The organism is Streptacidiphilus cavernicola, assembly GCF_042510955.1.
GTDB classification, from domain to species: Bacteria; Actinomycetota; Actinomycetes; order Streptomycetales; family Streptomycetaceae; genus Streptacidiphilus; species Streptacidiphilus cavernicola.
Genome location: NZ_JBHFAB010000023.1, coordinates 76,938 through 90,285 on the forward strand (window position 1 = coordinate 76,938; position 13,348 = coordinate 90,285).

Sequence of the window (13,348 nt, forward strand, 5' to 3'; positions counted from 1 at the left end):
TGACCGGGCCTCCGCGACAATGGGGCGCATGCGTGCTGTGGCTCAGGTCGTGACCGAGGCGAAGGTGACCGTCGACGGGGAGGTGGTGGGCTCCATCCTCGGCCCGGGACTGTGCGTCCTGGTCGGGGTGACCCACGAGGACACCCCGGAGCAGGCGGCGCTGCTCGCCCGCAAGCTCTGGTCGCTGCGGGTCTTTTCGGGCCAGCACAGCCTGGAGGGCGAGAAGTCCTGCTCGGACCTGGCCGCGCCGCTGCTGGTGATCAGCCAGTTCACCCTCTACGGCGACGCCCGCAAGGGCCGCCGCCCGACCTGGAACGCCGCCGCGCCGGGGCCCGTCGCCGAGCCGCTGGTGGACGAGGTGGTGGCGCAGCTGCGGGCGCTCGGCGCGACCGTCGAGACCGGGCGCTTCGGCGCGGACATGAAGGTGTCGCTGGTCAACGACGGCCCGTTCACCGTCCTGCTGGAGTTCTGACGGGCCGTCGGCACACGGCAGCTGCTGCCACGGGAGCGGTCTACTGCGGGACGATGACTTCCTGGCCCGCCGGGACCGTCCCGGCCAGCAGCGCGGCGTCCACCGCGGTGTTCCGCTTGACCAGGGCAAGCGCCACCGGGCCCAGCTCGTGGTGCCGGGCCGAGGAGGTCACGAAGCCCACCGGACGGGCGTCCGGGCCGCCGTCCGCGAGCCGGACCTCGGCGCCGTGCGGGGGCAGCACCTCCATGCTGCCGTCCAGGTGCAGCAGCACCAGCCGGCGCGGGGGCTTGCCCAGGTTGTTCACCCGGGCCACCGTCTCCTGGCCCCGGTAACAGCCCTTGTTCAGGTGCACCGCGGTCTCCAGCCAGCCCAGCTCGTGCGGGATGGTGCGGTGGTCGGTCTCGAAGCCCAGCCGCGGCCGGTGCGCCTCGATCCGCAGCGCCTCGTAGGCCCACAGCCCGGACGGGGCGCCGTACCCGGCGGTGGCCGCGGCCAGCTCGGCCCGCGGCAGGAACAGGTCCCGCCCGTACGGCAGCTCGCGGACCGCCGCAGCGGCCCCGGCGTCCGCCGTCGATCCGGCCGGGAGGTGCACCACGGCGTAGTCGGCGGTGGCGTCGGCGACCTCGACCTGGTTGAAGAACTTCATCTTCTCCAGGTACGCCACCAGCTCGGCGGTGGTACCCGGCTCGACGTGCATCCAGGTCGTCGCCCCGTCGTCGACCAGGTAGAGCGCGTGCTCGATGTGGCCGTGCGGGGAGAGGATCAGCGCCTCGGCCGCCTGCTGCGGCGGCAGCTCGCTGACGTGCTGGGTCAGCAGCAGGTGCAGCCAGCTGAGCCGGTCGGGGCCGCTGACGGTGACCACGCCGCGGTGCGACAGGTCCACGAAGCCGCGGCCCGCGGCCAGCTCGCGCTGCTCCCTGAACAGCCCGCCGTAGTGCGCGGCGACCGGGGCGTCGATGCCGTCCCCGGCCACGGCGCCCGGGAGCGAGAGGAGCGGGCTGGCGGTCGCTGTCGGTGCGGTGGTCACGTGGCGTCGTCCCTACGGTTCTCGGTCGTGCCGGAGCAGTCTGCGCAGCGGCCGAAGATGGCGAAGTGCTTCACATCCGTCTCGAAACCATGGGAGGCGCGCAGCGATTCCACGAACGGCGCGGCGATCGAGACGTCGGTCTCGGTGACCTTGTCGCAGTCGCGGCAGACCAGGTGCATGTGCTGGAGCCGGTCGGCCAGGTGGTAGGTGGGCGCGCCGTGGCCGAGGTGGGCGTGCGAGACCAGCTGCAGTTCCTCCAGCAGGTCCAGCGTGCGGTAGACGGTGGAGATGTTGACGCCGCTGGCGGTGCGGCGCACCTCGGTGAGGATGTCGTCCGGCGTGGCGTGCCCCAGCACGTCCACGGCCTGCAGCACCAGCTGGCGCTGCGGCGTCAGCCGGTAGCCGCGCGCCCTCAGATCGGTCTGCCAGTCGGTGCCGCTCACCACAACGTCCGCCCCTCTGCACGCGGAAGTCCCGCACCCCCGATTCTAGGGCGGTGCGGGACCGGAGCGGGCGTCCGGGGCGACCGGGTCAGCGGAAGAAGGCGATGCCGTCGTCGGGCAGGTCGTTGATGTCCTTGACCAGCTGGGCCGGGCTGAGCACCTTCTTCAGCTGCCCGGACATGTACGGGCGCAGCGGCACCTCGGGGGCGGCCTTCTCGCCCACCCACATCAGCTCGGCGCCGACCAGCCCGTACAGCCGCTTGCCGCCGGTGTACGGGGGCGCGCCCTCGATCCGGGCGACCGCGTCCGTGGCCAGCTCGATCTGCGGCTTGCCGTCGGCCAGCTCGCCGTACCAGATCTCGACGGTGCCGTCGTCGCGGACCGAGGAGACCTCGATCTCGCGGGCGCCGGTGTTGCCGTGCGGGTTGCCGGTGACCCGCCAGAAGCCGGACTCGTTCTCCAGCGGGCGGACCTTCTCGCCCTCGGCGTCCAGCACCCAGCTGCGCGAGCGGTACTCGACGAACGGGCGGCCGTCGTGGCGGAAGATCAGCTCCTGGCCGAAGTTGCACTTCTCGGCGCCCGGGAAGTCGTGCACCCCGGCGCCCTCCCAGGTGCCGAGCAGGAAGGCCAGGGAGACGACGTCCTGATGGAGGCCGGACGGGATCTCGATCATGTCAGCGCTGGCCCTGGTAGAGCTTCTTCACCGAGAAGTAGGCGAACCAGACGATGACGAGGGCCATGACGATCAGCAGACCGTCGAAGAAGTACTCAAGACCGGACACGCGCGGGCTCCTCGGTGCGGGGAAAGGACCATCGCCGAGTCTAGTCCGCGGGCGCCGGGGGCTCGTGCCGAGGGCTGCGTAGGGTGAGCGGCATGTCGATGTCGAAGAAGCTGGTCATCAAGGTCACAGCGGGGGCGGACGCGCCGGAGCGCTGCTCGCAGGCGTTCACGGTCGCGGCGGTCGCGGTCGCCAGCGGGGTCGAGGTGTCGCTCTGGCTCACCGGCGAGTCCTCCTGGTTCGCCTTGCCAGGACGCGCGGCCGAGTTCGAGCTCCCGCACGCCGCGCCGCTGCCGGAGCTGCTGGACGCGCTGCTCGCCGGGGGCACGGTCACCCTGTGCACGCAGTGCGCGGCACGGCGCGGGATCGGGCAGGCCGACGTGCTGGACGGGGTGCGGATCGCCGGTGCGCAGGTGTTCGTGAGCGAGGTCATGGCGGACGGGGCGCAGGCGCTCGTCTACTGACGGGGTCCGCGGATCGCCGCGGTGCGCGCAGGACGCGGTGAAGCCCCGCACCGGGGAGAGCCGGTGCGGGGCTTCGTTCGTTCGGCGGTCGTCAGACCGCGATGGCGACCTCGGCCACCGCGCCCTGCTGGGCCGCGACCACGCGGTCCACCGTCGCGCCGGGCACCAGGGCGCGCAGCGTCCAGGTGCCGGGGGCGGCGAAGAAGCGGAACTGCCCGGTCGCCGAGGTGGGCACCTCGGCGGTGAACTCGCCGCCCTCGTCCAGCAGCCGGACGTAGCCGTTGACCGGCTCACCGTCGCGGGTCACCGAACCCTGGATGATGGTCTCGCTCGCCACGTCGACTCCTGCCAGATCGGGGCCGCCGGCCTTCGCACCACACATGTGCGGTCTCCTTTGGTTTCTTGTTCGGTCAAACGGAATTGACGGAGGGTCAGGCGCCGAGCTCGATCGGCACGCCGACCAGGCTGCCGTACTCGGTCCAGGAGCCGTCGTAGTTCTTGACGTTGGTCTGGCCGAGCAGCTGGTGCAGCACGAACCAGGTGAGCGCGGAGCGCTCGCCGATGCGGCAGTAGGCGATGGTGTCCTGGGACAGGTCCACGCCCTCCTCCTGGTAGAGGGCCGTCAGCTCCTCGTCCGACTTGAAGGTGCCGTCGTCGTTGGCGTTCTTGGACCACGGGATGTTGCGGGCGCTCGGCACGTGGCCGGGGCGCTGCGACTGCTCCTGCGGAAGGTGCGCCGGGGCGAGCAGGCGGCCGGAGAACTCGTCCGGCGAGCGGACGTCCACCAGGTTCTTGGCGCCGATCGCGGCGACCACGTCGTCACGGAAGGCGCGGATGGACGTGTCCTGGGCCTTGGCCTTGTACTCGGTCGCGGCACGGGCCGGGACCTCGGCGCCGTCGACCAGGTCGCGGGAGTCGAGCTCCCACTTCTTCCGGCCGCCGTCCAGCAGGCGGACGTCGCCGTGGCCGTACAGCTTGAAGTACCAGAAGGCGTACGAGGCGAACCAGTTGTTGTTGCCGCCGTAGAGGACGACGGTGTCGTCGTTGCCGATGCCCTTGGCGGACAGCAGCGCCTCGAAGCCGGGCTGGTCGATGAAGTCGCGGCGGACCGGGTCCTGGAGGTCCTTCTTCCAGTCGATCCGGACGGCGTTGCGGATGTGGTTCTTGTCGTACGCGGCGGTGTCCTCGTCGACCTCGACGACAACGACCTTCGGGTCGTCCAGGTGGTCCTGGACCCAGTCGGCGCTTACCAGGACGTCACTGCGGCTCATCGGGATTCTCCATCCGGGGCAGTTGCGGAAGAGCGGCGCCGCGCGGGCAGGCGTCCGGAGGGGAGTCCGGATCGTGGGACGCGCGGCAGTGTTCTGCGAGAGATATGCGAGGGGGGCGGGCTACGACGAGCCCAGCGGCCTGCGGGTGAACCCCTCCGGCGCCGGCGGTGCGGCGCGGGCTGAGGAGACGCCCTGTCAGCGCATTCGACAGAGGCAGGCGGACACGCGGCACAGGTCTACCGCCCGCCGCTTCGTGAGATCCGCCTGTCGCTTCATGGGGTCGATGCTAGGGAACGAAGACGGCGCTGTCATCGATGTCTTGAATAGTGATACTAAACGCTCCACATATTGATACAGGGAGGGTCGGGGCGTCATCGGGACGGCACCCGGCACGGGTCGGTCCGCCTGCGGGGACGTCGGACAGCCGATCCGCGAGACGGCGGTGGACAGTGCGTCTCGCGGGTCGGGACGGGGCCGGTTACTGGCTGAGCGAGACGTCCGTGCCCGAGACGGTGACCGCGACACCGTCAGGACCGGCCTGCACGCTGTCCAGCTTCAGGCCCGACGGCAGCCCGGCGATCTGCAGCTTGGGCTGAAGCACCGAGCCGACGATGTCGCCGAGGCCGGCCGGGACGCCACTGATCCCGCCGAGGTTGCTCAGGCTGATGCCGCTGCCGTCCACCACGTTCACGTCCGCCGTGCCGGAGACGTTCTGCTGCCCGAGGACCGGCACGTCGACCTTGCCGGAGACCTTCACCTTGCCGGGGGTGCCGCCATAGGCGACCACCACGTGGTTGGGCAGGGCGTTGGAGAGGTCGGTGTAGGAGATCAGGGCGCTGCCGGTGCCGCTGTCGGCCACGATCCCCGAGTAGTTGCCGGTGATCCTGACCCCCTTGCCGTCGATGGCGAAGTTCTGCAGCCGGATGTCGGGGCCGCCCTTGCCGTCGTTGACGGTCAGCTCCGGCGAGGTCACCTTCACCTCGTCGAACTTCGAGCCGGCCAGCTGGGTCAGGAACGGGAACCCGCCGATGCTGACGCTGGGCTTCTGCGGCAGGTTCCGGGCCGACTGGATCTTGCTGGCCGCCTCGCTCTCCGCGAAGTGCAGGGCGAGCCGGTCGGCTGCCACGAACAGCCCGAACAGGACCAGCAGGACGATGAACAGGCGGCGTGCGGCACGCATGGGGTTCCCCTCCGGTGACGGCCGGCGGCGCTGGGCCGCCGGCCGGGATTTCCTCGCGGTAGCTGGGACTCCCGGAGGCGCCCCTGCGGTTCTCTCCGGGTTCAGCTCGCGAGCAGGTGGCCGACCAGGTAGGTCACCGGCGCGGCGCAGGCCAGCGGCAGCACCACCCCCGCGGTGAGGTGCACGAAGCGCGACGGGAAGTCGTACGCCGCGACCCGCCGTCCGACCAGGGCGCAGGCCCCCGCCACCAGCCCGAGCAGCAGGCCGCCGCCCAGGCCGAAGCCGGTGACCGCGCCGAGCAGCGCACCCAGCGCGAGGGCGGCGAAGCCGCCGACCGCGAAGCCGATGTTCGCCGGGATCCCCGGCAGCGCGGAGGCCGCGGTGGCGGCCCCGGCCGCGAGCGCGCCGACGATCACCGCCGCGCCGGTGGACCAGCCGGGGTGGGACAGCGACCCGGCCGCCAGGAAGCAGCCGGCCAGGACGGTCAGGACGGTCGCGGAGGCGCTGACGGTGAGGGCGTAGAAGCGCTCGTCCGGGTTGCTCGGACGGAAGATCTGCAGGATCAGCACCAGCAGGAAGAATCCGCCCAGCGTCCCGGCCAGCACCGCGGCTGCGGTGCCGCCGGCGGCGGCGAGTGCGGCGGCGTCGGCGGTGAAGCCGCCCAGCGCGGCCAGGGCGATGCCCTGCCGGGCGGGCCACATCCCGTTCAGGCGGAACCATCCGGCGGCGGTGACCGCTTGCAGCAGCAGCACCGGCAGAACCAGCCCGAAGCGTCCCAGCAGGGCGGCCAGCGCGAGCAGGACCGCCAGGCCGAGGGTCGCCGCGGCGGGCTGGATGCCGGGGTCGATGATCGGCGAACCGGCCCTCGCGGGGACGGAAGCCTGGACGGGGCGGCCGGGGGCCGGGTGGCCCTGAGTGGGGCGGCCCGGTGGGACGGCGGCGGAGGCCGCCTGGCCGCTGGGGCCGACGGGACCGGTCGGGCTCGTCGGGCCAGTGGGGCCAGTCGGGTGCGCTGCGGCGAAGGCCTCGCGGAGGGAGCCGCCTGCGGCTTGCGCCTCCAGCGGGGACGGCGGCGGGGGTGTGGCTGCGCCACCGGCCGGGCCGGTGGGCTGGGCCGCCGCGAAGGTCTCGCGAAGCGAGGAGGGCGCGGCAGCGTAGGCCAGCGGCGCGTCCGACCATCCGGTCGCACCCGGCGCCAACGGCTCGACCCCCAGCGGGTACGGCTCCGCACCGGGCGCGAACCCACCCTGCGTCCCCTGCGGCTGCGCGAACGGGGGCTGCGCCCCGGACCCGGAGCCGAAGCCGGGCTGCGCCGGGACGGGCGGAAGCAGCGCCGTCTGCTCGGCCGCGGTCTGCGCCTGCGGCGGCTGGCCGCCGGGCGCGGTGGCGAAACCGGCGTGCGTGCCGGGCTCGGCGTAGCCGGACGGGATGGGCGGAAGCAACGCCGTCTGCTCGGCAGCGGCCTGTGCCTGCGGCGGCTGGCCGCCGGGCGCGGCGGCGAAACCGGCGTGCGCGCCCGGCTCGGCGTAGCCGGACGGGATGGGCGGAAGCAACGCCGTCTGCTCGGCAGCGGTCTGCGCCTGCGGCGACGGGGCGGGCTGTGGTGCGAAACCCGCCTGCGGCTGGGGGCCGGGGGCGAAACCGGGTTGCGCGCCAGGGGGCTGCTGGGCGGGCCAAGTGGGTTGCTGCTGGGGCTGCCAGGTGGGGGGCGGGGTGGTGGGGGCCGCGGTGGGCTGGGTCCAGGCGTCGGGCCAGGACGGGTCGCCCTGCGGCGGGAGCGGGACCTCCGTGGTGGCGTACTTCTCGTGGATCTGGCTGAACGAGGAGCCGGCCGGCGGCTGAGCAGCGTCCCACCCCTGCTCCGCGGAGGCCTGCGGCAGCTGAGCGCCGTCCCAACCATGCCCTGTAGACGTCTGCGGCGATGGGGCGGCGTTCCAACCCTGAACAGCAGGGACCTGCGGCGGCTGGGCGGAGCCCCAGCCCTGCTCCGCAGGAGCCTGCGGCGGCTGGGCGGCGTCCCAACCCTGCCCGGTACTCCATCCCTGCCCCGCAGGGGCCTGCGGCAAGCCTGTGGGGTCGGGCCAGGGGGGTTGCTGGGGGCGGTCCGCGTCGGCCTCGGCGCGGGCGCGGGCGGCGGGGTCTTCGGCCGGGAAGATCGGGGAACCCGAGTACTGGTCGGACATGTTCCGGCTCACCCTCCCGCGAACGGCGGGAGGACCTCGACGGTGCCGCCCTGGGCCAGTTCCACCGTGGCGTGGTCGCGGGTGCCGACCGGGTCGCCGTCCACCAGGAACGAGCACAGCCCGAGCACCTGGGCGAACCGCGGCCGGTCGGCGTGCAGCCGCCGCGCGGCGGCCAGTGCCTCGGCGAGCGTCGCCGCGCGGTACGGCTCCTCCGCGGTACCGGCCTCCGCCTTGGCGGCGGCCCAGTAGCGGATCACGCCCTCGCGGATCACGCCCTCGCGCACCGCCGATTCGTCTGTCTCCGTGGAACCTCGCATCGGGCCATCATGGCCTCCCGAGCCCTTGTTCGTCACAAACCCCTGGTCAGCCACTCGCCCACGCGTTCGATAAGCGCCTCGTCGGCGGCGTTCTCGGCGTGGCCGAAGCCCTCCTCGATCCACAGCTCGGAGACCCCCGAGGCCGCCGCCGCCGCCCGGTACAGCGAACGTGGGTGGTCCAGCGGGAAGTACGGGTCGCTGTCCCCGTGCACCACCAGCAGCGGGACCCCGCGCTCCCCCAGCACGGCCGCCGCCTCCACCGGCGGCACCGGCACGTCCGTCCACTCCTGCGGATCGATCCTGGTCCGCAGGCCGAGCCGGCCGACCACCCGGCCCAGCGGCTTCATCACCACCCAGTGCAGCCGGCGCATCGGCACCGTCCCCCGGTAGTACCAGCGCGCGGGGGCGCTCACCGCCGCGACCGACTCGACGCCCGGGTAGAGCGCGGCGTGCCGGACGGCCACCGCGCCGCCCATCGAGAAGCCGACCGTGGCCACCCGCGGGTAGCCGAGCGACCGGGCCCAGTCGATCGCTGCCTCCAGGTCCAGCACCTCCCGGTCGCCGACCGTCGAACGGCCCTCGGACCGGCCGTGGCCGCGGAAGGAGAAGGTCACCACGCCCGCGTGCCGGGCCAGCACCTCGGCCGCCCGGCGCAGCGCGGGCCGCTCCACCGCGCCGGTGAAACCGTGCGCGACGACCACGGCGAGCGACGGCGCGGCCACGCCGGTGACCACCGCCGGGACACCGTCCGCGGAGCCGTCCGCGGGGCGGTGCACGGCGTGGATCCGGACCCCGTCCGCGGTGATCAGCAGCGCCTCGGCGGGCGCGCCCCAGGGACGCGCGCCCCCTGTGTTCCTGGTCAGACCCTTCGCGACAGCGTCCATGTGGGCTATTCTCACTCCCCAAGGGATCCGGGCAGAGTCGCCCCGGGTCCTTTTGCGCTTCAAGGACGACCGGCGCCACCACCAGACGGGCCGCACAGCGCCGTGCCCCCCGGCTGGACCAACGGGAGTCGCCGACCCCTCCGTTCCACCCGGAAAGGGGACCAACCGGGTATGAGTTCTCTGCTGCTGCTGACCAACGCCCTCCAGCCGTCCGCCGAAGTCCTTCCCGCGCTCGGGCTGCTGCTGCACAACGTCCGCGTCGCCCCAGCGGAGGGCTCCGCCCTGGTGGACACCCCCAGCGCCGACGTGATCCTGGTGGACGGCCGCCGTGACCTGCCGCACATCCGCAGCCTGTGCCAGCTGCTGCGCTCGACCGGCCCCGGCGCGCCCGTGGTCCTCATCGTCACCGAGGGCGGCCTCGCCGCCGTCACCGCCGAGTGGGGCATCGACGACGTGCTGCTGGACACCGCGGGCCCGGCCGAGGTCGAGGCCAGGATCCGGCTCGCCACCGGCCGGATGCAGGTGGTCCAGGACGACAGCCCGATGGAGATCCGCAACGGCGACCTCTCCGTGGACGAGGCCACCTACAGCGCCAAGCTCAAGGGCCGGGTCCTGGACCTGACCTTCAAGGAGTTCGAGCTGATCAAGTACCTCGCGCAGCACCCGGGCCGGGTCTTCACCCGGGCCCAGCTGCTGCAGGAGGTCTGGGGCTACGACTACTTCGGCGGCACCCGCACGGTGGACGTGCACGTCCGGCGGCTGCGGGCCAAGCTCGGCCCCGAGCACGAGCAGCTGATCGGGACGGTCCGCAACGTCGGCTACCGCTTCGTGGTGCCGGAGAAGGGCGACAAGGGGGTCGTCCCCCGGTCGGTCGAGAGCCCGGCAGAGGCGGAGGCCGACCGCGCCGCCGCCACTCGGGACGGTGCCAGGGACGGGGCCGGCGTCGAGGCCTGAACCGCCTCGTCGCGGACAGGTCTGCCGGGACGGTTCCGTGCGCGTAGACTGCGGCCGTGCCCAAGGTGACCCGCGACGATGTGGCCAGGCTGGCAGGGACCTCGACCGCGGTCGTCAGCTACGTCATCAACAATGGCCCCCGCCCGGTCGCCCCGGCGACCCGTGAACGCGTGCTCGCGGCGATAGCCCAACTCGGCTATCGCCCGAACAGCGTCGCCCAGGCGATGGCGAGCCGCCGTACCAACCTCATCGGCATGGTCGTGCCCGACGCCCGGCAGCCGTTCTTCGCCGAGCTGTCGCACGCGGTGGAACGGGTGGCCTCGGAGCGCGGCAAGATCGTGCTGATAGGGAACTCGGACTACGTCGGCGACCGCGAGATGCACTACGTCCGCGCCTTCCTCGGGATGCGCGTGGCCGGGCTGATCCTGATCAGCCGCAGCGCCTCGCAGCAGGCCGCGCACGAGTTCGCGGCCCAGGACGACTCCCGCCTGGTGCTGCTGCACCTGCGCCCGGAGACCGCCGAGGACGTCGCCGTGGTCACCGACGACATCGGCGGCTCCGAGCTGGCGGTCACCCACTTGCTCGGGCACGGGCACCCCTACGTCGCCTGCATCGGCGGCCCGGTCGAGGTGGCCGCGGCCGGCGACCCGGTGATCGACCACATCGAGGGCTGGCGCCGGGCGATGGACGCCGCGGGCGTCTCCACCGAGGGCCGGCTGATCGACGCGCCGTTCGACCGCTACGGGGCCTACACCGTCGCGGTCGAGCTGCTGCGCTCGCCGGACCGCCCGCCGGCGATCTTCTGCTCCACCGACGACCAGGCCATCGGGGTGCTCAGGGCCGCCCGCGAGGTCGGCGTCCGGGTGCCGGAGGACCTGGCCGTGGCCGGGTTCGACGACATCCCCGAGGCCGCCTTCTGCGACCCGCCGCTCACCACCGTCGCCTCCGACCGGGACGCGATGGCCCGCGCCGCGGTGGACCTGGTGCTGGACGACTCGCTGCTGGTGCCCGGCTCGGACACGCCCCGGGTCCGCCGCTTCCCGAGCCACCTGGTCACCAGGCGTTCCTGCGGCTGCTCGGCGAACGGGTCCAAGCCGCTCTAGAGGGCGTTCCTGAGGCCCTGTAGAGCGGTCGCTCATCTGCGGCACGAAGCCCGGAACAATCTTTCGTCGGGCTATGAGCCGACTCTCAGTGGGCTCTCATGTTCCCGGCGGACCTTGGTCACATGAACGAGACGCACCGGAACCCCGCAGGCGCCCCCGAGCCGGGCGCGTACCCCACCTACCCCACGGGCGCCGAGCCCACCACGCCGCTGCCGCCGATCCCGGGCCACGCGCCGACGGCGCACGAGCGCCCGATCGAGGGCACGGTCCTCCCCACCGCGTCGCCGTACACGTACAGCACCGACTTCGGCGACGGCGGGCACGGGGCCGGCGGCAGCCACGGCATGGGGGGCGGGGGCGGGATTCCCGGCGACCCGTCGCACCACGCGGCCGAGCCCGCGCCCAAGCGCAGCAGGCTCCGCCGCCCGGCGGCGCTGGTGGCCGCGGTGGCCCTGGTCTCCGCGCTGGTCGGCGGAGTGGCCGGCGGCGTGATCAGCGCCAACCGCAGCGACTCCGGCGCCGACTACAGCACCTCGGCCGTGGTCACCTCGGACTCCAAGACCACCAGCAACACCGCCGCGATCGCCGCCGCCGTCTCGCCCAGCACCGTGCAGATCACGGTGGACTCGGGCAACAGCGAGGACATCGGCACCGGCATCATCCTGACCTCGACCGGCCAGATCCTCACCAACTACCACGTCATCTCGGCGGCGGCCGGCGACAGCAGCGCCACCATCAAGATCACCTTCAATGACGGCAAGACCGCCAGTGCCGGCATCGTCGGCACCGACGCCGGCCTCGACGTCGCGGTGGTCAAGGCCGCGGGCGTCAGCGGCCTCAAGCCGGCCTCGCTCGGCAACTCCGGCACCATGGCCATCGGCGACTCGGTCGTCGCCATCGGCAACCCGGACGGCCTGACCGGGACCGTCACCTCCGGCATCGTCAGCGCGCTGAACCGCAAGGTCACCGTGGACGTCAGCGAGAGCACCGTGCAGCAGAACGGCGGCTACGGCTTCCCCAGCTGGCAGGGCGAGCAGGGCGGCGGCGGTTACGGCCGGGGCGGCAACGGCTCCGGCGGCAACGGCTCGGGCTCCGGCTCCGGGACGCAGACCGCGACCTACAGCGCGATCCAGACCGACGCCTCGCTCAACCCCGGCAACTCCGGCGGCCCGCTGCTCAACAGCGCCGGGCAGGTCATCGGCATCAACGCGTCGATGTACTCCTCCTCGGACAGCCAGAGCTCCGGCAGCCAGGCCGGCAGCGTCGGGCTCGGCTTCGCCATCCCGATCAACGCGGTGAAGGCGGTACTGCCGCAACTGCAGAACGGACAGAGCGTCAACTCCTGACCTCAGGGGGCACGGATGATGCGCCCCGCTCCGGCGGGGCGCATCGATGCGCCTGCCGACGGGCGCGTCGTTGACGGAGAATCGGCGGGGGATGCCATCGTGGCGTCCGATCGCCACCGAGGAAACCCGAGGAAACCCCAGATGACTGCCGCAGCAGCCCAGCCAGGCGGGAACGAGCCCCACGGTACGGACGAGGCGCTCGCACGCGTGCTCGTCGTGGACGACGAACCCGCCCTGCGCGACGCGCTGGAGAGCAGCCTCGCCTTCGAGGGCTACGAGGTGACCACCGCCTCGGACGGCCTGGAGGCGCTGGACGCGATCTCGGCGCACGCGCCGGATCTGGTGCTGCTCGACATCATGATGCCGCGGCTGGACGGGCTGACCACGGTCCGGCGGCTGCGGGCGCGGGGGGACTCCGTCCCGGTGCTGATGCTGACCGCTCGGGACGCGGTCGGCGACCGGGTGACCGGGCTCGACGTGGGCGCGGACGACTACCTGGCCAAGCCGTTCGAACTGGACGAGCTGCTGGCCCGGGTCCGGGCGCTGCTGCGGCGCAGCACGATCGCGCACGCGGTCGGGGCCGCCGGGGCGGCCGAGGACGAGGTGCTGTCGTTCGAGGACCTGCGGATGAACACCACCACCCGGGAGGTCACCCGCGGCGGGGCGCCGGTCGAGCTGACCCGCACCGAGTACATGCTGCTGGAGATGTTCCTGGCGCACCCGCGCCAGGTGCTGACCCGGGAGCAGATCCTGAAGGCGGTCTGGGGCTTCGACTTCGAGCCGTCGTCCAACTCGCTCGACGTGTACGTGATGTACCTGCGCCGGAAGACCGAGGCCGGGGGCCGGCCGCGGCTGGTGCACACCGTGCGCGGGGTGGGGTACGCGCTCCGCGCGGGTGTCGGCACGTGAGTGACACCACTGCGGC

Annotated in this window: 16 protein-coding genes; 6 read left to right on the forward strand and 10 right to left on the reverse strand. The window is 72.9% G+C overall.

Annotated features, from left to right (window positions below; genetic code table 11):
• The first annotated feature begins 28 nt into the window (after positions 1 to 28).
• A complete protein-coding gene (gene dtd / locus ACEZDE_RS26345; RefSeq protein ID WP_380540764.1) occupies positions 29 to 472 on the forward strand; it encodes a D-aminoacyl-tRNA deacylase in 444 nt (147 codons plus the stop codon).
• 40 nt (positions 473 to 512) lie between these two features.
• Here dtd and ygfZ read toward each other — a convergent pair whose 3' ends face one another.
• The 3 genes from ygfZ to ACEZDE_RS26360 all read right to left on the reverse strand — a co-directional run bounded on the left by ygfZ (position 513) and on the right by ACEZDE_RS26360 (position 2,615).
• Positions 513 to 1,499: a CAF17-like 4Fe-4S cluster assembly/insertion protein YgfZ gene (gene ygfZ, locus ACEZDE_RS26350; protein ID WP_380540767.1), complete on the reverse strand. Its 987-nt coding sequence runs from the start codon at positions 1,497 to 1,499 to the stop codon at positions 513 to 515.
• Positions 1,496 to 1,942: a Fur family transcriptional regulator gene (locus tag ACEZDE_RS26355; protein ID WP_380540770.1), complete on the reverse strand. Its 447-nt coding sequence runs from the start codon at positions 1,940 to 1,942 to the stop codon at positions 1,496 to 1,498. The genes ygfZ and ACEZDE_RS26355 overlap by 4 nt, the downstream gene beginning before the upstream one ends.
• An 88-nt stretch (positions 1,943 to 2,030) precedes the next feature.
• The gene (locus ACEZDE_RS26360; RefSeq protein WP_380540773.1) at positions 2,031 to 2,615 is read right to left on the reverse strand and encodes an FABP family protein; all 585 of its coding nucleotides are present in this window, start codon (positions 2,613 to 2,615) and stop codon (positions 2,031 to 2,033) included.
• A gap of 207 nt (positions 2,616 to 2,822) precedes the next feature.
• Between ACEZDE_RS26360 and ACEZDE_RS26365 the strand changes: the two genes are divergently transcribed.
• On the forward strand, positions 2,823 to 3,185 hold the full coding sequence (locus ACEZDE_RS26365; RefSeq protein WP_380540908.1) for a DsrE family protein: 363 nt from the start codon (positions 2,823 to 2,825) through the stop codon (positions 3,183 to 3,185).
• Positions 3,186 to 3,276: 91 nt separating this feature from the next.
• Here the strand turns inward: ACEZDE_RS26365 and ACEZDE_RS26370 are convergent, their stop codons facing one another.
• The 7 genes from ACEZDE_RS26370 to ACEZDE_RS26400 all read right to left on the reverse strand — a co-directional run bounded on the left by ACEZDE_RS26370 (position 3,277) and on the right by ACEZDE_RS26400 (position 9,020).
• On the reverse strand, positions 3,277 to 3,567 hold the full coding sequence (locus ACEZDE_RS26370) for a DUF1416 domain-containing protein (RefSeq protein ID WP_030255809.1): 291 nt from the start codon (positions 3,565 to 3,567) through the stop codon (positions 3,277 to 3,279).
• A 49-nt stretch (positions 3,568 to 3,616) separates the two neighbouring features.
• Positions 3,617 to 4,456 carry a sulfurtransferase gene (locus tag ACEZDE_RS26375; RefSeq protein ID WP_380540776.1) on the reverse strand — a complete coding sequence of 280 codons (840 nt, stop codon included), beginning with the start codon at positions 4,454 to 4,456 and terminating at the stop codon, positions 3,617 to 3,619.
• Between the two features lie 195 nt (positions 4,457 to 4,651).
• Complete coding sequence (locus ACEZDE_RS26380) at positions 4,652 to 4,831, reverse strand: putative leader peptide (protein ID WP_380540778.1); 180 nt, start codon at positions 4,829 to 4,831, stop codon at positions 4,652 to 4,654.
• Between the two features lie 103 nt (positions 4,832 to 4,934).
• Positions 4,935 to 5,636 carry an LmeA family phospholipid-binding protein gene (locus tag ACEZDE_RS26385; RefSeq protein ID WP_380540781.1) on the reverse strand — a complete coding sequence of 234 codons (702 nt, stop codon included), beginning with the start codon at positions 5,634 to 5,636 and terminating at the stop codon, positions 4,935 to 4,937.
• Between the two features lie 101 nt (positions 5,637 to 5,737).
• Positions 5,738 to 7,819 carry a hypothetical protein gene (locus ACEZDE_RS26390; protein WP_380540784.1) on the reverse strand — a complete coding sequence of 694 codons (2,082 nt, stop codon included), beginning with the start codon at positions 7,817 to 7,819 and terminating at the stop codon, positions 5,738 to 5,740.
• Between the two features lie 8 nt (positions 7,820 to 7,827).
• Positions 7,828 to 8,136: a MoaD/ThiS family protein gene (locus ACEZDE_RS26395; RefSeq protein ID WP_380540787.1), complete on the reverse strand. Its 309-nt coding sequence runs from the start codon at positions 8,134 to 8,136 to the stop codon at positions 7,828 to 7,830.
• A 32-nt stretch (positions 8,137 to 8,168) separates the two neighbouring features.
• Complete coding sequence (locus tag ACEZDE_RS26400) at positions 8,169 to 9,020, reverse strand: alpha/beta hydrolase (RefSeq protein WP_380540790.1); 852 nt, start codon at positions 9,018 to 9,020, stop codon at positions 8,169 to 8,171.
• A gap of 171 nt (positions 9,021 to 9,191) precedes the next feature.
• Here ACEZDE_RS26400 and ACEZDE_RS26405 point away from each other — a divergent pair, with 171 nt between their 5' ends.
• From ACEZDE_RS26405 to ACEZDE_RS26420, 4 genes are all read left to right on the forward strand, one after another.
• On the forward strand, positions 9,192 to 9,974 hold the full coding sequence (locus ACEZDE_RS26405; protein ID WP_380540793.1) for a response regulator transcription factor: 783 nt from the start codon (positions 9,192 to 9,194) through the stop codon (positions 9,972 to 9,974).
• 56 nt (positions 9,975 to 10,030) lie between these two features.
• Positions 10,031 to 11,077, forward strand: a complete 1,047-nt coding sequence (locus tag ACEZDE_RS26410; protein ID WP_380540796.1) for a LacI family DNA-binding transcriptional regulator — start codon at positions 10,031 to 10,033, stop codon at positions 11,075 to 11,077.
• A 122-nt stretch (positions 11,078 to 11,199) separates the two neighbouring features.
• A complete protein-coding gene (locus ACEZDE_RS26415; RefSeq protein ID WP_380540799.1) occupies positions 11,200 to 12,423 on the forward strand; it encodes a S1C family serine protease in 1,224 nt (407 codons plus the stop codon).
• Between the two features lie 141 nt (positions 12,424 to 12,564).
• Complete coding sequence (locus ACEZDE_RS26420; RefSeq protein ID WP_380540802.1) at positions 12,565 to 13,332, forward strand: response regulator transcription factor; 768 nt, start codon at positions 12,565 to 12,567, stop codon at positions 13,330 to 13,332.
• Positions 13,333 to 13,348 lie beyond the last annotated feature (16 nt).

Excerpts from the sequence above, each read along its gene's own strand:
- ACEZDE_RS26370 (WP_030255809.1), bottom strand. The coding sequence starts at position 3,567 with ATGTGTGGTGCGAAGGCCGGCGGCCCCGATCTGGCAGGAGTCGACGTG.
- ACEZDE_RS26395 (WP_380540787.1), bottom strand. The coding sequence starts at position 8,136 with ATGCGAGGTTCCACGGAGACAGACGAATCGGCGGTGCGCGAGGGCGTG.
- ACEZDE_RS26415 (WP_380540799.1), top strand. The coding sequence starts at position 11,200 with ATGAACGAGACGCACCGGAACCCCGCAGGCGCCCCCGAGCCGGGCGCG.
- ACEZDE_RS26400 (WP_380540790.1), bottom strand. The coding sequence starts at position 9,020 with ATGGACGCTGTCGCGAAGGGTCTGACCAGGAACACAGGGGGCGCGCGT.
- ACEZDE_RS26405 (WP_380540793.1), top strand. The coding sequence starts at position 9,192 with ATGAGTTCTCTGCTGCTGCTGACCAACGCCCTCCAGCCGTCCGCCGAA.
- ACEZDE_RS26375 (WP_380540776.1), bottom strand. The coding sequence starts at position 4,456 with ATGAGCCGCAGTGACGTCCTGGTAAGCGCCGACTGGGTCCAGGACCAC.
- ACEZDE_RS26365 (WP_380540908.1), top strand. The coding sequence starts at position 2,823 with ATGTCGAAGAAGCTGGTCATCAAGGTCACAGCGGGGGCGGACGCGCCG.
- dtd (WP_380540764.1), top strand. The coding sequence starts at position 29 with ATGCGTGCTGTGGCTCAGGTCGTGACCGAGGCGAAGGTGACCGTCGAC.
- ACEZDE_RS26390 (WP_380540784.1), bottom strand. The coding sequence starts at position 7,819 with ATGTCCGACCAGTACTCGGGTTCCCCGATCTTCCCGGCCGAAGACCCC.
- ACEZDE_RS26380 (WP_380540778.1), bottom strand. The coding sequence starts at position 4,831 with ATGACGCCCCGACCCTCCCTGTATCAATATGTGGAGCGTTTAGTATCA.
- ACEZDE_RS26420 (WP_380540802.1), top strand. The coding sequence starts at position 12,565 with ATGACTGCCGCAGCAGCCCAGCCAGGCGGGAACGAGCCCCACGGTACG.
- ACEZDE_RS26360 (WP_380540773.1), bottom strand. The coding sequence starts at position 2,615 with ATGATCGAGATCCCGTCCGGCCTCCATCAGGACGTCGTCTCCCTGGCC.
- ACEZDE_RS26385 (WP_380540781.1), bottom strand. The coding sequence starts at position 5,636 with ATGCGTGCCGCACGCCGCCTGTTCATCGTCCTGCTGGTCCTGTTCGGG.